Here is a 17886-nt window from a genome sequence, read left to right on the forward strand (position 1 = left end):
ATATATCTTTAATCTAAGATCGCCATATCAGCATGGTTGCCTCTCTCATCCCCTGAACCGGTCTTGGGGAATCGCGTTTCCCGTAAGCGGTGCTTCGGTTGCCTGAATGCCTGGGGAGGTAAGCGCCGGAGCACCGCTTACGGGCAACGGGCAAGCCGTTGGCAACTGTTTTAGCGAATGTCCGACCACTGAATCAAAACACCATGAAATGGCCCTTAGGAGTGTCCATGTCAGGAAACAGAGCAGTCGCATACAAGGAACCTGGCGTAGTCGAGATCATTGACACCGACTACCCGACGTTCGAGCTCAAGGACGGCCCCGGCGTCAACCCCGCCAATGTCGGGCGGAAGGTGCCCCACGGAGCGGTCCTGCGCACCGTGACCACAAACATCTGCGGCTCCGACCAGCACATGGTGCGCGGCCGCACCACCGCACCGCGGGACCTGGTCCTCGGTCATGAGATCACCGGCGAAGTGGTGGAAGTTGGCCCGGATGTGGAATTCATCAAGGTCGGCGACATCGTATCGGTGCCTTTCAACATCTCCTGTGGCCGCTGCCGGAACTGCAAGGAACGCAAGACCGGCATCTGCCTGAACGTCAACCCGGACCGGCCAGGCAGCGCCTACGGCTACGTCGACATGGGCGGATGGGTCGGAGGCCAGGCCGATTATGTTCTGGTGCCTTATGCGGACTGGAACTTGCTGAGGTTCCCGGACCGGGACCAGGCCTTGGAGAAGATCATGGACTTGACCATGCTCTCGGACATTTTCCCCACCGGCTTCCACGGAGCAGTCACGGCCGGGGTCGGGGTCGGCTCTACCGTCTACATCGCAGGCGCAGGCCCGGTCGGCCTGGCGGCGGCCGCCGGAGCGCAACTGCTCGGCGCAGCAGTCGTCATTGTGGGTGACATCAACGAAAACCGCCTCGTCCAGGCCAGGTCATTCGGTTGCGAAACCGTCAATGTCTCCAAGGGCGACCCCAAGGACCAAATCGAGCAGATCCTCGGCGTGCCCGAAGTGGACTGCGGCGTGGACGCCGTCGGATTCGAAGCCCGCGGACACGGCAAGGACGCCTCACACGAAGCGCCGGCCACGGTGCTGAATTCCCTCATGGACATCACGGCCGCCGGAGGGGCCCTGGGCATCCCTGGCCTGTACGTCACCGGCGATCCAGGTGGAATCGACGACGCCGCCCAGCATGGTTCCCTCTCACTCTCCCTCGGCACGGGATGGGCCAAATCCCTGTCCTTCACCACAGGCCAGTGCCCCGTGATGAAGTACAACCGGCAACTGATGATGGCGATCCTGCACGACAAAGTCCAGATCGCCAAAGCCGTCAACGCCAAGGCCATCGCGTTGGAGGACGCACCCCGCGGGTACGCCGAGTTCGATGCGGGAGCCGCCACGAAGTACGTGCTGAACCCCAACGGTTACGTCAAGGCCTAGGCGCCGCGTTTTACGGGCCGGGCCTGGTCTGGCTCGTTTGCTCCCCGAAGGGACGGCGTTAAGGGCCAAGAAGGTGCCTTAACGCCGTTCCCGGGGAGCAGCATCCCATTCGGAAAGCCTTCAGATAAGGGGCAAGGCTTGCCTGCTCACGATTTAATCGATCGCGGCGGTGAACAGCGTTGGCCTTCGGGTCGACCGGCCGTCGGGAAGTCCGCGACGAGCTGGTCTGAGGCCCGCCGATTGGCATTCGAATGTGCCGCCCCCATCCGGGCGCTGCCCGTGCCCCTGGCGGAAAGCATCGGACGCACGCTTGCCCGGGCCGTCACAACGAGCCAAGACCTACCGCACTACGCGTCCTCGGCCATGGACGGCTGGGCCGTCAGCGGCAGCGGACCCTGGACCTTGGTGAAACCGGGCCAACCGCTGGCACTGCACCGTGCCAGCCCCATAGCCACCGGCGGAGTGGTGCCTGCCGGTACCGACGCCGTATTACGCCGTGAAAGTGGCCGGACAAGCGATGACATGGCGGGCGTGCCCACTCTGACCTCCTCCGGGCTGCCCGGGCCGGGTCAGGTCAGGGACGCCTTCGGCCCGCAACTGGGCACGGTGCTGGCAATGCTGGGAGGCGTCCCGGCGGGACAGCGAAGAATCGGGGACTCCTATCACGAGTGGCTCGCCGCCCTCAGCGATACGGGCAGCCGCCCGGTGGAGCGGCCCGACGTCGTCATCACCACAGGCGGAACCGGCCGCTCCGGAACGGACCACTTTCGCAACGCCACAGCCGCGCTAGGCGGCGGCGCCTCCCAGCGGCGCGCGGGCAGGGGACCCGGTTCCCGCACTGCCGCTCCCGTGGACCCAAACCCTGACCGCCGGATCGGCGGGAAGCCACCCGTTCAATGCCTCTGTGGTTCCGGTCTAGGATTTAGAGAAACAAGGGGGAAGTTCCAGCCTCTTGTTTCGCCGCAGAAAGACGTAGGTATGGCTCATGGCCACGATTGACTTTGACTCCGAAAAAGGCGGAAACGGGCAGCCCGGTGGCGTGCAATCCGTTGACCGCGCCCTCCAGATCCTCGAAATCCTTTCCCGTGACGGACACGCCGGCGTGAGCGAAATCGCCGAGGAAATCGGCATCCACAAATCCTCGGTCTCTCGACTGCTGGGCTCGTTAGTGAACAGGGAGATGGTCCACCAGAACAGCGACCGGGGAAAGTACCAGCTGGGCTTTGGCATCCTGCGGCTTGCCAGCTCGATTCCCGGCCGGCTCAGCTTGGTCCGCGAGGCCCGGCCAGTGTTGGAGAGTCTTGCGGAGGAGTTCAAGGAGACGGTGAACCTCGCTGTCCTGCGCTCGAACTATGCCGTCAACGTGGATCAGGCCATGGGACCGTCGTCGTTGGCCACCTATGACTGGGTGGGCGGCTTGACGCCGCTCCATGCCACCTCGAGCGGGAAGGTTTTATTGGCTGCACTGTCCGCCGACGAACGGGACCGCATCCTGACGGAAGCCGGGTTTCATGCCAGGACTCCCCGCACTATCACCAATCGGGAAGACCTCGAGAAGCAGCTGATCGATGTGGCCCACGACGGGTATGCGGAGACACGCGAGGAACTGGAAATCGGCCTGAACGCGATTGCGGTTCCGATCTACAACCACTTGGGAACCGTCATCGGAGCCGTCAGCATCTCCGGACCCGCGTTCCGCTTTGACCCGCAGAAGATCCCTGGACTTATTGACGCACTTCGTCAGGCCGGAATCCGGATCAGCGTGCAAATGGGCTACACGCACCGATGACCCCGGGCACTGGGGCGCCGGGTCATCAGTAAAGGGTCAGGGGACCAGGAGGACGAAATAGCGTCTCCGACTTTTCGTGACAGCCAAGCACTGCGGATGCATCATCAATAAAGGGGGTAGTGATGGCGGAAAGAGCAGAAGAGCATGAGCACGCACACTGCGATAGAAGAGACCCTCGGCTCCAACGCGACTGAGTCCGCGCTCAAGGTCGATGGACTATGGAAGATCTTCGGCCAGAAGTCTGACGAGATCATCGGCACCCCAGCCGAGCACCTCTCGCGCAAGGAGCTCCAAAGCAAGACCGGCTGTGTCGCGGCCGTCAGGAACGTCTCGTTCGCGGTGGCCCCTGGGGAGGTCTTCGTGGTCATGGGACTCTCCGGCTCCGGCAAATCGACTCTCGTACGCCTGCTCACCCGACTGATCGAGCCGACGGCGGGAAGCGTCACGATCGGCGGCGAAGACGTTATCCGCGCGAGCAAGGCCCGCCTCCGGGCTATGCGCCGGAACCACATGGCGATGGTGTTCCAGCAGTTCGGCCTGCTCCCGCACCGCAAGGTGATCGACAACGTCGCCTACGGCCTCGAAGTCCGCGGGGAGGGCAAGTCCCAGCGCCGCGCCCGAGCCCAGGACATGGTCGACCTCGTCGGCCTGACCGGGTACGAGAATTCGTTCCCCGACCAGCTCTCCGGCGGCATGCAGCAGCGCGTCGGCCTTGCCCGGGCACTCGCCGTGGACCCGCAGGTCCTGCTCTTCGACGAGCCGTTTTCCGCCCTTGACCCGCTCATCCGCCGCGACATGCAGAACGAGGTCCGCCGCCTGCACGAGGAGGTGGGGAAGACGATGGTCTTCATCACCCACGACCTCCAGGAGGCCCTCAAGCTCGGTGACCGCATCCTCATCATGCGCGATGGCGAGGTCGTCCAGATCGGAACCCCGGCCGACATCGTAGCCAACCCCGCTGACGACTACGTGCGCGACTTCATCTCGGATGTCCCCCGCTCCCATGTGCTCACGCTGCGCTATGTGGTGCGGCCCCCGCGCGAACGCGAGGCCCTCGACGGGCCGGTGATGCAGGCCGACCGCATCGTGCGCGAAGCCGCGCGGCAGGTCCTCCACTCGGAGCTCCCCGTTAGGGTTTTCGACGGCGAGGAATTCCTCGGCATCGTCGACGACGAGGATATCCTCCGCGTCGTCGTCGCCGAAGAGCCATCCCCGACTTCCCACCAAGGCGGTGCCGGGTGAGCATCGCCACAGTGCGGGCCAACCGTCGACGACGGTCCGGGGGCGCGCGTTCCAACTCACCTGGAGGACGAACCCCTGCCACCCCGTCCGGAGGTCCTGCTGTCCTGGGATTCTGCCGACGTCATTGGCGCCCGGTCTCGCTCGTGGGCATTGGTGTCGTCTGGCTCGGACTCTGGGCCACGCTCAAGGGCGTGGACACCCTCGAGTTGGGCGGCGCAGACAAGACGGACTTCCAACTCTGGCTGAACAGCGTCCGCGACGCCTTTGACAGCGCCCGCACCAACTCCTTCGTGTTCCAGCACATCGTCCAGCCGGTCACGGACGGAATCAATGGGCTCGTTACCTTTCTCCAAGGCATCTTCAGCCAGGCCTCGGACGGACGCCCGGTGCCGGAGATCGGCTGGCTCGGCGTCGTCGCGCTCCTCGCCTGGCTGGCCTTGGCGTTCGCCGGCGTGCGCTCGATGCTCCTCGTCGGCGTGTGCGTGTTGCTCTTCGGGTTCTTCGGCTACTGGGCACAAAGCATCGACACGCTCATCGTCACGTTTTTCGCAGTCGGCATCTGCACAGTCGCGGGACTCCCGCTAGGCATTGTCATGGCCCGAAGCCGCCGAGTCTCGGCCGCGGTCTCACCCTTGCTCGACCTCATGCAGACCCTGCCGTCGTTCGCCTACCTGGCACCGCTCGCACTCGTCTTCGGCATCGGCCCGGCGGCCGCGATTGTCACGACCATCATCTACTCGCTGCCCCCGCTGGTGCGCATCACCGAGCACGGCATCCGAGGGGTCTCACCGGCCACGCTCGAGGCCGTCGCGTCCATGGGCAGCACCCCCTGGCAGGCCCTCGTGAAGGTGCAACTTCCCATGGCCCGGCGCACTATCGTGGTCGGCATCAACCAGTGCACAATGGCGGCGCTCTCGATGGCCACCATAGCCGCGCTCATCAATGGCCCGGGACTGGGCACTCCGGTGCTCCAGGCGCTCCAGTCGCTCGACGTCGGCTCGGCGTTCGTCTCCGGCCTTGCCATCGTGCTCATGGCGATCATGCTCGACCGCACCACGACGAGGGCCTCCGAACGTTCAGGCATCGAAGCCCGCATGCAGCGCGGGTCCGGAGTGGGACAGACCGGCACATTCGGGGGCCGGCAGATGCGTCGGACCACTATCATCGCCAGCGCTGTCGTCGCCGCCGTGGCCATCTATCTCTCGCACATCTATCTTGCACTCTCGAAGTTCCCGGCTTCGCCCGACCTCGGCACCCCACTGGCGAAGGCCGTCTCAGCCGCGACCGACTGGACGGTCGGCACGTTCTCAGGCTTCACGGAATGGCTCAAGGACACCGTTACCGCACTTCTCGTCGACCCACTCCAGTCGGTGCTCGCGCAGTCGCCGTGGTGGGCCATGGCGCTCGCGCTGCTCGGAATCGCGTTCGTGCTCGCCGGCCGGCGGGCCGCCACAGTCACGATCGTGTGCGAAGCCGTGATCCTCGGAAGCGGGCTGTGGAATGAGAGCATGAAGACGCTCGCGACCACGCTAGTAGCCGCGTTCGTTGTGATCATCGTCGCTGTCTGCCTGGGCGTCTGGATGGGTCGGAGCAAGCCCGCCGACTCGGTTATCCGACCCGTGCTCGACGCCTTCCAGACCATCCCGTCCTTCGTGTACCTGGTACCGGCCCTCGCCCTCTTCGGTCCCACACGATTCACGGCGATCGCCGCCGCGTTCGCTTACGGTGTGCCCATCGCGACGAAACTGGTTGCCGACGGGGTCCGAGGTGTCTCGCCGGTTGCCGTGGAGGCCGCGGAATCACTCGGAACAACGTCGTGGCAGATGATCGCGAAGGTCCAGCTCCCCATGGCCCGCGCGGCAGTAGTCCTCGCCGCCAACCAGGGCTTGCTTTACGTCCTGTCCATGGTCGTCGTCGGCGGACTCGTCGGCGGCGGAGGACTCGGCTATCTCGTAGTCGCCGGATTCTCCCAGAGCCAGCTCTTCGGAAAGGGTCTTGCCGCCGGCATCGCCATCACCGCGCTCGGAGTCATGCTCGACCGGATCACCCAACACGCCACTGCCCGCTTCGGCAGCACCCGATAGAGGAAAGAGCCGTGAAGAAATCACTGACGGAGCGTGGCCCAAAGATGGGGAAGGGAACGTCTGCCGCAATTGTCCTCACCGCGGTCCTCGCGCTCACGGCCTGCTCCGGGGATATCCCTAGCGCAACCCCGCCAAGCGGAAAGAGTGGATGCGGAGCATTCAACGTCGCCGTAAACCCTTGGGTCGGGTACGAGGCGGACGCCTACGTCGTAGGGACCGTTGCCAGGGAAAAGCTCGGCTGCACCGTAAATTACAAGACCCTCAAGGAAGAGGTGTCATGGCAGGGCTTCGGCAGCGGCGAGGTGGACACCGTCCTTGAGAACTGGGGCCACCCCGAGCTCGCGGACAAGTACATCAAGCAGCAAAAGACTGCGGTCGACGCCGGGCCGACCGGTAACACCGGCGTAATCGGCTGGTACGTGCCGCCGTGGATGGCCAAGCAGTACCCGGACATCACGGACTCCAAGAACCTCAACAAGTACGCTGACTTGTTCAAGACCTCCGAGTCCGGAGGACAGGGCCAACTCCTCGACGGTGACCCCTCCTTTGTCACCAACGACGCAGCCCTCGTGAAGAACCTCGGCCTCAACTTCAAGGTTGTGTACGCGGGCAGTGAACCGGCGCTCATCCAGGCCTTCCGGCAAGCGGAGCAGAACAAGACCCCGCTGATCGGCTACTTCTACGAGCCCCAGTGGTTCATCGCAGAGGTCCCGCTCGTCAAAGTCAACCTCCCGGCCCACACGCCCGGCTGCGACGCCGACGCGGCCAAGGTCGCGTGCGATTACCCCAAGTACGAGCTCAACAAGGTCGTCTCCACCAAGTTCGCCAACTCCGGCAGCCCCGCGTATTCCCTCGTCAAAAGATTCACGTGGACGAACCAGGACCAGGACACGGTTGCCGGGTACATCGCCAAGGACAACATGAGCCCGGATTCCGCCGCGCAGAAATGGATCGACGCGAACTCGGACAAGGTCGCCGCCTGGCTCAAGTAGGTTCGTTGTTCCCAAGGACCATCGGCCGCAGCCGAAGGACTATACGCAACAAGAATCACGATAAGCAACATATTTGCGCAACATCCTTGACAATCACTGTGATCTAACGCACTCTGTTGCTTATGGCGAATTCTGTTGTTCCATGCGGAACGACTAGGAATTGGCGCCTACCGGTATTTGCGAGTCCCTTCCCAAATGAAGGGAGAGGTGCTTCATGCCCAAGGCCTGCGAGGGAAGCACTACGCCTATCCGCCGGGCGAACCGAACCTGTCACAAGGTGCCGGCCGACGGCCACATATGAGCCAATTGCAACATTGAGCAAAAGGAACCGTTATGACCCAGAAACCGAAGCTCCTTAGACACAGGCGGCTAGAGGTGTCCGACGTCAACGTCGTCAACCAGCCGATGCTCAAGAAGGCACTCGGCGGTACGATCGTCGGCAACACCATGGAATGGTACGACGTCGGCGTGTTCGGCTACCTGATAACCACCATGGGCCCCGTCTTCCTCCCGGAAGCTGACAGGTCCGTCCAAACCTTATTCCTGCTCGGCACCTTCGCCGCAACATTCATCGCCCGCCCGCTGGGCGGTGTCATCTTCGGTTGGCTCGGCGACAAGATTGGCCGCCAGAAGGTGCTGGCGGCGACGCTCCTGCTGATGGCGGCAAGTACCTTCGCCGTCGGACTCCTTCCCGGATACGCTCAGATCGGCGTATGGGCAGCCGCCCTGTTGGTGATCCTGAAACTCGTCCAGGGCTTTTCCACCGGCGGCGAGTACGCAGGCGCCACTACCTTCGTCTGCGAATACGCCCCCGATAAGCGGCGCGGCTTCTTCGCGAGCTTCCTGGACATGGGCTCGTATCTCGGCTTCGCGTTGGGAGCTGCGATCGTGTCCGTGCTGCAACTGTCTCTGGGCCAAGCGGCCATGGAGGAATGGGGCTGGAGGCTGCCCTTCCTGATCGCCGGGCCGCTCGGTGCGATCGCCGTCTACTTCCGGAACAAGATCGAGGAATCCCCCCAGTTCCAGGCAACCCTCGACGCCCGGCAAGCACAATCTGCAGATGCTACAGCAGCCGACAAAACGGTGGTCAACGGTCCCCTGGCCATCATCAAGGCTTACTGGCGTCAAATCATCCTCGCCATGATCCTCGCCGCCGCTGCCAACACAGTAGGTTATGTCCTGACGTCCTACATGCCGACATACCTGACCGAATCCAAAGGCTACGACCCCATCCACGGCACGCTGCTAACCATTCCCGTGATGGTGATAATGGCAGCCTGCATTCCGCTGACCGGGAAACTGTCCGACCGCATCGGCCGCCGCCCCGTCCTCTGGATCGGTGCCGGAAGCACCATCGTGTTCGCTATCCCGGCATTCCTGCTGATCGGCGTCGGTAATGTCTGGTCCACGCTCGCTGGCCTTGCCCTTGTCGCCTTCCCCGTGACGTTCTATGTCGCAAACCTCGCCTCGGCGCTTCCCGCGCAGTTCCCGACGTCGGGCCGCTATAGCAGCATGGGCATTGCCTACAACTTCTCCATGGCGCTTTTCGGCGGCACAACGCCATTCATCGTCCAAGGCCTGATCGAGGCTACGCACAATGACATGGCCCCGGCCTACTACCTCATGGGCACTTCCATCATCGGTGCGATCGGCATCTACTTCCTGCGCGAATCCGCCCGGCGGCCGCTGCCCGGCTCCATGCCGAGCGTTGATACTGAGGCCGAGGCCCGCGAGCTGGTCGCTACCCAGGACAACAACCCGCTGATCGACCTGGACGGAATGCCGTTCCTGGAGGATCATGCGTTCGAAAATACGGCCAGAGCCTCACTGCGATGATTTTCGAGGACCTAACTAATGCCCCAAAGCTCGCCAAACGGCGCCCAAAGAAGGAATCCACAATGAATCAATCCCTGCCGAAGGAAAACGTGCTTCGCATCTCAGGCGCCGGCGCCGATCCGATAATCGTCAACTTCGAAGGTTCCGAACCCGTCACGGTCCGGCTACAAATCGACGCCAAGTGCAACTGCCAAGACGACGGTGGCGCCAGCCGGCCGGGTTCCTACGCCTACAGTGATCCGCGGGGCCGAACCAAGCCAAGCGACGTTATCGATGCTCCATCGCGGCCGGAAAACATGGGTGTTTAGCTGAACATGCCACAGCCGCGGAGCGGAAACGGTCACGCGGCGCCCCCGATGCTGAGACGGCCCTTCCTGGACGAGGCCCCGGCCGGCGTCGATGCCGCGTGCCCTTCGGCAAGGAATCGCGGCCATCCGATTTTAGAGATCGTCTTCGGGCCGGGCGGTGAGGATACGATTGGCGCTGACCCGCAGGATGCCGAGCGACTCCTTGATCAGGGGCGATGCAATGCTGCCACTGCGCACCGCAGCGACAATGCGCCGCGATGGCTTCCCCTTGCCAGTGATGCGCAGTCGAACCACGTTTTCGGCACTATGCAGGGGGGCGAGTCGCGGCAGCAGGCCCACGCCCAGCCCCGCACCAACGAAGGCGATCTGGGTTTCCCATTCCACGGCCTCATGGGCAATCCGCGGCGTCACCCCGACTGCCGTGAACGCCGCGGTGAACAGGGAATGGTAGGTGGATCCGGCAGCCTCGGTGATCCAGGGTTCCGACGCCAGCTCTTCGAGCGTCACCTTTTCCCGCGATGCCAACGGATGGTTGGAGGGAATGATCACGTCCAGGGGATCGTCGAGCAGAACGGTCTGCTCGAAGCGCGGATCGTCCTCAACATAGGTGTCGGACTGCATGGCGACAATGACAGCGATGTCGATTCGCTCGGCAACCAACAAGTCGAAGCAGCGGGCCGGGTTGGCCTCGAGTACCTGCACCTCCAGTAACGGGTGGGTTGAGCGCAAGGTGGCGGCCAGTGGCGCGAGCAACTGGGCGGCCGCGGTGGAGAATCCGCCGAGCCCAAAACGCGCGGGTATCTGCTCGCCGGCCTCCATGGCCGCAGCGCGCAGGTTCTCCCATTCGGCAATGAGGGTGTCCGAGCCCGCCACGAGAAAACGGCCTGTGGCGGTCAGCCGCACACCCCGGCCATCTTTCGTCAGCAGCTGCATTCCGAGCACGCGCTGGAACTCCCGTAATTGCGCGGAGACGGCGGAGGGAGAATAGCCCGTGAGCTCTGCGGTTGCGCCAATGGTGCCGCACTGGGCAAACACCCGAAGTGTTATGAGCCGTGGATCGATCATGCAGCTATTGTGCACTGTTATCTCCCAAATCTTGCGCTTTTGTTGCAGATCGATCGGCTCTAATCTCATGAATAAAACGTTCGACAACGGCGATTGCACCCACCAACGCCGGTCTCGATGGATCGCCCTTACCTAGCCCTCCGGGAGGAAACACATGTCTGCTCCAGTGAACGCGCCCCTCAATTCACGCCGAAAACTCGCTTCGTCATTGCCTGCCGAACAGTTGGCGGAAATCACCGAGTTGTTCGAGTTCCGGCGCGTGGGGTATTCCCTCAACGCCCCCTTCTACACCGATCCGACGATTTTCAAGATCGACATGGAGGCCATTTTTGGCCAGCACTGGATCTATGCCGCCAGCATCGCCGAACTGCCGGAGCCGGGCGACTACGTCACCGTCGACTACGGGCCCTACTCCCTGATCGTGCTGCGCAACGACGACGGCGGCGTGAACGTCCTGCACAACGTGTGCCGCCACCGCGGCGCCCGCGTCCTGACCGAGCCCGCGGGGTCAACGGGAAACCTCGTGTGCGGCTATCACTCCTGGACCTACTCTCCCGAAGGTAATTTGATCCATGCCTCGGCGCCGGGGGAAACCAAGTTCGACAAGGGCTGTTTCGGCCTCAAGCGCGCCCACAGCCGCATGGTCGCCGGACTCGTCTTCGTCTGCATTGCCGACGAACCGCCAACCGACTTCGACGAAACCTCAAAGATCTTCGAGCCCTACCTCGCGCCGCACGATCTGTCGAAGACTAAAGTCGCCTACCAGCAGAACATCATCGAGGAGGGCAACTGGAAGCTCGTCATGGAGAACAACCGTGAGTGCTACCACTGCGACGGCCACCCCGAGCTTGCCTGTTCCCTCTTTCCCACCTGGGGTCTGACGGAGGGCCTGATCCCGGCCCATCTCGAAGAAGTGTGGGACCGCAACAAGGAAGCACAGTCCTCGCTCGAGGAGCGTTGCCGCCGCTATGGCCTTCCCTACGAGGTGGTCGAGGAGCTCGACACCCGCATCGCGGGAATCCGTATCTCACGTGAATCGCTCGACGGAGAGGGCGAATCGTTCTCGGCCGACGGGCGCAGGCTCTCCAAGAAGCTGCTCGGCGACTTGCGGGACTTCCGCCTTGGCCGCTGCTCGATGCACCTGCAGCCCAACAGCTGGTTCCACTTCCAGAGCGACCACGTCATCACGTTCGCCGTCTTCCCCATCAACGAACACCAGACACTGGTACGCACCACCTGGCTGGTGGCTGACGACGCCGAGGAAGGCGTCGACTACGACCTGGAGAAGCTCACCTACACCTGGAAGCAGACCAATCTGCAGGACAAGGAGTTCGTGGAGCTATGCCAGAAGGGCGCAGGCAGCCCCGCCTACGAACCCGGCCCGTACATGAAGAGCGAATACCAGGTGGAGGCGTTCATCAACTGGTACGTGCAGCGCGTGCAGGAGCACTTGGCATGATCGAACTCCGCACTGAGACGACCGTCCAGGAACCACAGCGCATTCGCGGTCTTGAGATGCCGTGGAACAGGGTCATGGGCAGCACCGAGGGACCCGCAAGCGCCGCCCGCGCATTGGGCCCCTGGCATCCGCAGGAGTTCTTGGCCGAATGCGTCGAGACCGTTCCCGAGGTGGGCGGCATGATGACCTTCGTGTTTCGCCGCTGCGATGGTGCGCCGCTGGCGTTCCGTCCGGGCCAGTACGTGAACGTCGCCTTTCCCGTGAAGGGCGCGAACCAGGACGCGGTGGACCGCAGCTACTCGCTGTCCAGTTCGCCCACCAAGCCGTGGACCTTCGACATCACAGTCAAATGCGACCCCACGGGACAGGTCTCGCCGTGGGCGCACCAGAACGTCAAACCCGGCACCGTCCTCGACATGCTCGGACCAGTCGGGGCATTCCACCTGCCCGACGCCGACCGGCGGGCACGGTACCTGTTCCTGGCCGCCGGCGCTGGCATCACCCCCATCATGTCGATGGTGCGGACCATCCACTCGCTGCCCGGACAAGCCGATGTCGTGGTGCTCTACCACGGGGCGGCGGCCGGAGACTTTGCCTTCCACCAGGAGCTGGCCTACATCGCCTCCGTGGACTCGCGGGTCAAGGTCTTCTACTCCCTGGGCGACCGCAGCAAACCCGAGGGCTGGGAAGGGCTCACCGGAAGGCTGACGGCGGCCATGCTCGACGAGGTGGCTCCCGACGCCAACGGCCGCCAAGTCTACGCCTGCGGCCCCGAGGGTTACCTGAACACAGCCACCGAGCTCCTCAAGAAGGTCGGCGTCGACGACACCTCCATCTACATGGAATTCTTCTCGGGAGATCGCCAGACGCTCCTTGAATACCAGGCGGAGCTCGCGTTTGCAGTGGACATTGCGGAGGAAATAGCCGAGGAAATCGCCGATTCCGCCGAGGACTACTACGAAAGCCAGCCCACCGCGTTCGGGCTCTACGAGCCGGGCTACGACGCAGATGGAACCTTGCAGGCCACGGGCCTGCCGCTGGAAACCGTCGACCCTGACGTACCCGGTCCCGAAGCCCCCGACGGCAGTCCGGACGTGGGACCGCAGGCCGGGTCCTCCGATGCCTCGAGCTTCGACACGGTCGGAACGGGAAGCCTCACCCTGTCCTTCATGCGCACCGGCATTAACGTGCGCATCGACCCCTCCGAACACATCCTCGAGGTGGCGCAGCGGGCCGGCGTCAGGATCGGAGCGAACTGCAAAGAGGGCATGTGCGGCTCCTGCAAGGTCGTCAAGCTCTCCGGGGAGGTCGAGATGAACCACCAGGGCGGCATTCGGGCACGGGAAATCGAGGCAGGCAAGTTCCTGCCCTGCTGCTCCACAGCACGAACCGATTTGGTGATCGATGCCTAGCAGCTTCCAGCTGCCGGGCCTCACGGAAGACCCGGTGCTCCTAGGGGGCCAGTTCGCCTGCCCGCGTCCACCCGAGGGCCTCGTACCGGTCCGCCGCCGCGGCGTCCACGGGCGCATAGACGACATCCGCGCCTTCGACGAACGCTTCCTCCGCCAGGCGGGCCAGAATCACAGCCTCGTGATCGAGCGCCACAGAGTCGCCGTCCACTGCGCGCACCGGGCCCACCACAGCGAAACCATCGCCGAAAGCCACCCGGCCCCGCGCCAGAGGGCGGTCGAAGCGGGTCAACTCCACGACGTCGTAATCCTCCAAGGGCGCCTCGAACACCCCGAACTCGGACTCCAGCGGCAGCGCGCTGTTGACCTCGCCCGGCGGGGCGGTCATCAGGACGCCGGCGGGAAGTGTTTCCTCGCCTGCATTGAGCCGCGCCCATAGGGGCTGCCAGTCGTGTGTCGTTTCCGGTGCGCTCATGCACCAACCCTATCGTCGTCCCTGACTGCCGGTACATGCGGAATAGCTTGGCTTTCCGGGGTTTACCAGCGTGAATGGACCATCTCGCGGAAGTACGTGTCGTAGATTTCCCTGACGCTGTTCTCGAAGTCCGGACCCAGGTGGTCCAGTATCTGGATGGAGGCGGCGTTGGAGCGGGCTTGTTCGGGGCTTCGGGCACCTGGTATGACGGTGCTGACGCCGTCTTGTGCCGCGATCCAGGCGATGGCCGCTTGGGCTGTAGTTGCTCCGGACGGGACAAGTTTTTTGAATTCTTCCACCGCTTTGAGGCCTTGTTCAAAGTCAACTCCGGAGAAGGTCTCTCCGACGTCGAATGCTGCACCGTCCCGGTTGTATTTCCGGTGGTCATTTTCGGCAAAGACTGTGTCCTTGGAATACTTGCCCGAGAGCAGGCCGGAGGCCAGAGGGACCCTGGCGATGATGCCGACTCCGGCGTTCTTCGCCGCAGGCAGGACGCCCTCCAAGGGTTTGAGTCGGAAGGCGTTCAGAATGATCTGGACGGTGGCCGTGCCGTGTTCGATGGCTTCGAGTGCTTCATCGGTCCGCTCGACGCTGACGCCGTAGTCCTTGATTGCGCCTTCACTGACGAGCGTCTCCAGCGCATCGTAGACTTCCGGCCGGCTGTAGACCGGGGTCGGTGGGCAGTGCAACTGCACCAGGTCCAGGCAATCCGTCCGGAGGTTCCGCCGGGAACGGTCGGCCCACTGCCGGAAGTTGGCCAGTGTGTAGTTCTCCGGTTTCTGTTCCAGGCGCCGCCCGATTTTGGTGGCTACAGTGATGTCCAGTCCGGGGTTGGCAGCGAGGTACGCCCCTATGGTTAGCTCGCTCCGCCCGTCGCCGTAGACATCGGCGGTATCGAAGAAGGTCACCCCGGAATCCACTGCGGCTTCCAGGATGTCGTTGGCTTCCTTCGGGTCCACGTTGCCCCAGTCCGCACCGAGCTGCCATGTGCCCAGCCCCACAACGGAGACGGACCGCCCCGTCTTGCCCAATACTCGCTGCTTCATCCTTCGACTATAACCACGGCACAACAGCCCCGTCCGCATGGAGGGGGGCCAGTTGATCCTAGGACCGGATGGGCCAGCCACGCCTGGTCAAAAGATGCTGCCGGACGATCTCGGGCTCTCCCGATTCCTCACCCGCCACCCGGGAAGCATAAGCACCAAGTGGCAGGGGACGGCCGGACGCCCCCGTCACACAGCTCAGGTGATGATGACGTTCTGGATGCTCTTTTCCAGGTTTTTGAGGTCGACCACGCCGACCATCGCGTCCAAGTGTCGCAGCGGCACGGTGGCCCATGTTCGGTTAGCGGCGGAGTTTGACGGTCTGCGTCTGGCCGCCGAGTCCGGCAGTGTCGAGCGTGAGGGTTGAGCGGCCCTCGGCATCAGCGCCGAGGGTCGCCCCGGAGCCTTCCAGCACTGTGGACCATGTTCCTTCGGGCAGCGTCAATGTGATGCTGGATGCCTTCTGCGTGGGCTCGCTGACCGCCAGACTGAGCACATTTCCGTGCCTGGAGTAGACAACGCACGCGGGACCCGAGGCACCAAGGTCCCCCGCTGTTCCGGCCTTCCAAAAGGTTGCCGCCGTAGTCTTCTCGCTCTTGAACTCCACGGACTGGGCGGTGGCATCGTTCCGGATCACCGTGTGGTTGTCGCCTTGTGCGATCTGCCTGATTTGGGCGACCGATGCGCCTGGAGCCACCACGTAGGCGTAGCTGCCCGGTGTATCGCTTGCGCCGTGGTCAATGTAGACGGTGGCGAAGTTGCGCTGCTGGACGGTGGTGCTGCCGGCAAGGAGATTGACCGCCGACCAGCTTCCGGAGCGGCTTTCGCGGAGGACCGTGAGCGGTGAGGCGTCGAGGACGGCGTAGCCGCCGAACCCTTCCAAATGGACCCAACGACCGTCGTCAAGAACCACTGCGCTGCCGGCCGATTCGGCGATGCTGCCCGACGCCGTCGTGAGGGCGTTGTTTCCTTCGTGAAGATTGCGGTGGTCCACAATGCTCTCCACGCGGGCGCCGCTCCTGGTGCTGATGTCGGCGCCGAGGCATACCGCCAGGTCCCCGCTGATGAACCAGGACTTCCTGGCCGACAAGCCGGTGCCACCGGGACCCACAAGATGCTGCCCGACGGCGGCCACTGCGCCCAGGGCCGCGGAGCCTGTCCACTCGTTCGCAGGGCGGGCTGCACCCCATTCGCCCTCCACCTTGTCCGGCAAGGGCGTGGTGTCCACGGTGGTGCCGGGCAGCCGGTTGTAGTTGGCGGTGGCCCAATAGGCGTCGTCGTATTGGCCCAGGTCGGCCGTATAGAAATGTGTCATGCCGGAACCCGTGTGGTAGCCGCGGTTGTTTTCGCCGTTGCCGCATTCGTACCAGGCAATGCGGTTACTTGACATGGATAAGGACAGTGCCCAGCCACTCCCCCGGTGGATGGTACGGTCCATGGCAGGGAAGAGCCGGTGCCCCGCGGTCTCGGCGATGGGCGCAATACCGCTGGCCTGGAGTTCCTTGACCAGGGCAGTCCTTGGCACGCTGGCCCCTGCAAGAATCGGGCGGCAGGTGTTGCGGGTGATCCATCCGGCGCACAGGCCCCGCCATCTTCCGGCGGTAGCTGGATCCATGGCGCGTGCCAGGAGGAGGATGGCTTCGATCGCGGAAGCCCCGAGGTCGTAGCCGGTGTTGGCCTCTCGGCTAATTGAGCGGCCACGCACGGCATCCGCCATGGCTCCGTTGATGATGAACGGCGCGTACGAACCCTCGACTGCGTCGAGGAAGATGCTGCGGCTTGGATCGGAGATTTCAGAGGCCGTGCCGCCAAGGAGCGCGAACAGCTTGGACAATCCAGTGAGCAGCACTACCCCGTACGAACCTGTGTATGCGGTGGTGCTGTGCTGGATGAAGGAGCCGTCCCTGAAGAATCCGTCTCCGCTAGTGACGTATTGCCACACTTGGCTCAGTCCCGTGATGGCGTGCTGAAGCTTTGCGGTATCTTCCCCGGCCAAGGAGCGGATGATGATTGCTTGGCTGAGGTCGACGCGGTTGGCTCCCACGGACGTGACCTTGGCTCTTGGTGCCATGAACTGCTGCCACGGGTCTGGCACGAAGTGGTCGATGGCTGCGCAGTTGGCAGCGATCTCGGCGGCGGTCAGTTCCCCGTGAATCAGGACCAATGTATCGGCCAAGGCCCTTGTCACACCGATTTCCCAGTTCCACCAGTTCCCGGATTCTACTTTCGTATCGTTGTAGGCAACGGCATGCGCGTCCGCCAGCCCCGCTTTGATGTCTGCAAGCACGGAAGCATCCCCGAACACTGTGGCAGTGGGGGTCGCCCAAGCGATGGCGAGCTGCTGCAGACGCTGGTAGGTGGAAGCAATGTGGACGTCGTTGGCGAGCGACAGGTCGGTGAAGACCGAGGTACGGCCTGCCGCGCGGTCGACCTTGGCCAGCGAGGCGGCGGCCTTGTTGTTCAGCGCAGTGATAGCCGTGGCGAAGTCTGGATCACCCGCCTGGATCACCGTGCGGCCGGTGATCTGGTCCACCCAGCGGGTCCGCAGCGCGGCGAAGTCCGCGGCGCTCGGCACTGATGCCGCCCAGGAATTTTGGGCAAACATCGAGCTGACAACGGCTGCAAGGGATAGCGTGCCTGCGGTCTGGAGAACCGTTCGGCGTGAGATCTGTGGTGACACGGAGTTGCTCCTAAGTAGGTGTGGTGGACGTGCCAAAGGCGCCCTGGACGCCGAGGCAC

The 17886-nt window shown here is 63.6% G+C and carries 14 protein-coding genes; 10 read left to right on the forward strand and 4 right to left on the reverse strand.

The window, feature by feature from the left end:
• The first annotated feature begins 227 nt into the window (after positions 1-227).
• The 8 genes from fdhA (at position 228) to AC3WJU_RS10410 (ending at position 9696) form a co-directional block, all read left to right on the forward strand.
• Positions 228-1445 carry a formaldehyde dehydrogenase, glutathione-independent gene (gene fdhA, locus AC3WJU_RS10375; RefSeq protein ID WP_307053734.1) on the forward strand — a complete coding sequence of 406 codons (1218 nt, stop codon included), beginning with the start codon at positions 228-230 and terminating at the stop codon, positions 1443-1445.
• A gap of 138 nt (positions 1446-1583) precedes the next feature.
• A complete protein-coding gene (locus AC3WJU_RS10380; protein ID WP_492259805.1) occupies positions 1584-2444 on the forward strand; it encodes a molybdopterin-binding protein in 861 nt (286 codons plus the stop codon).
• Positions 2431-3234: an IclR family transcriptional regulator gene (locus AC3WJU_RS10385; protein ID WP_307053732.1), complete on the forward strand. Its 804-nt coding sequence runs from the start codon at positions 2431-2433 to the stop codon at positions 3232-3234. Before AC3WJU_RS10380 ends, AC3WJU_RS10385 begins: the two co-directional genes overlap by 14 nt.
• A 144-nt stretch (positions 3235-3378) precedes the next feature.
• Positions 3379-4476, forward strand: a complete 1098-nt coding sequence (locus AC3WJU_RS10390) for a quaternary amine ABC transporter ATP-binding protein (protein ID WP_492259806.1) — start codon at positions 3379-3381, stop codon at positions 4474-4476.
• A complete protein-coding gene (locus AC3WJU_RS10395) occupies positions 4473-6560 on the forward strand; it encodes an ABC transporter permease (RefSeq protein ID WP_332602309.1) in 2088 nt (695 codons plus the stop codon). Before AC3WJU_RS10390 ends, AC3WJU_RS10395 begins: the two co-directional genes overlap by 4 nt.
• 11 nt (positions 6561-6571) lie before the next feature.
• On the forward strand, positions 6572-7552 hold the full coding sequence (locus AC3WJU_RS10400) for an ABC transporter substrate-binding protein (RefSeq protein ID WP_476909988.1): 981 nt from the start codon (positions 6572-6574) through the stop codon (positions 7550-7552).
• Positions 7553-7885: 333 nt separating this feature from the next.
• Positions 7886-9388: an MFS transporter gene (locus AC3WJU_RS10405; protein WP_476909989.1), complete on the forward strand. Its 1503-nt coding sequence runs from the start codon at positions 7886-7888 to the stop codon at positions 9386-9388.
• Between the two features lie 62 nt (positions 9389-9450).
• Positions 9451-9696 (forward strand): hypothetical protein, encoded by a 246-nt coding sequence (locus tag AC3WJU_RS10410; protein WP_332602311.1) that lies wholly within the window; start codon positions 9451-9453, stop codon positions 9694-9696.
• A 132-nt stretch (positions 9697-9828) separates the two neighbouring features.
• Here AC3WJU_RS10410 and AC3WJU_RS10415 read toward each other — a convergent pair whose 3' ends face one another.
• A complete protein-coding gene (locus tag AC3WJU_RS10415; protein ID WP_441437534.1) occupies positions 9829-10761 on the reverse strand; it encodes a LysR family transcriptional regulator in 933 nt (310 codons plus the stop codon).
• A 154-nt stretch (positions 10762-10915) separates the two neighbouring features.
• On the opposite strand from AC3WJU_RS10415, the gene AC3WJU_RS10420 reads away from it, so the two are divergent.
• The gene (locus AC3WJU_RS10420) at positions 10916-12220 is read left to right on the forward strand and encodes an aromatic ring-hydroxylating oxygenase subunit alpha (RefSeq protein ID WP_441437535.1); all 1305 of its coding nucleotides are present in this window, start codon (positions 10916-10918) and stop codon (positions 12218-12220) included.
• A complete protein-coding gene (locus AC3WJU_RS10425) occupies positions 12217-13632 on the forward strand; it encodes a ferredoxin reductase (protein ID WP_492259807.1) in 1416 nt (471 codons plus the stop codon). The genes AC3WJU_RS10420 and AC3WJU_RS10425 overlap by 4 nt, the downstream gene beginning before the upstream one ends.
• A 40-nt stretch (positions 13633-13672) precedes the next feature.
• On the opposite strand, the gene AC3WJU_RS10430 is transcribed toward AC3WJU_RS10425, so the two are convergent.
• The 3 genes from AC3WJU_RS10430 to AC3WJU_RS10440 form a co-directional block, all read right to left on the reverse strand.
• A complete protein-coding gene (locus AC3WJU_RS10430; RefSeq protein WP_306960123.1) occupies positions 13673-14104 on the reverse strand; it encodes a hypothetical protein in 432 nt (143 codons plus the stop codon).
• A 62-nt stretch (positions 14105-14166) separates the two neighbouring features.
• The gene (locus tag AC3WJU_RS10435) at positions 14167-15150 is read right to left on the reverse strand and encodes an aldo/keto reductase (protein ID WP_492259808.1); all 984 of its coding nucleotides are present in this window, start codon (positions 15148-15150) and stop codon (positions 14167-14169) included.
• A gap of 298 nt (positions 15151-15448) precedes the next feature.
• Positions 15449-17827: a polysaccharide lyase 8 family protein gene (locus AC3WJU_RS10440; RefSeq protein WP_492259809.1), complete on the reverse strand. Its 2379-nt coding sequence runs from the start codon at positions 17825-17827 to the stop codon at positions 15449-15451.
• Positions 17828-17886: the final 59 nt, after the last annotated feature.

Source organism: Arthrobacter sp. FW306-1B-F12A (assembly GCF_058781865.1).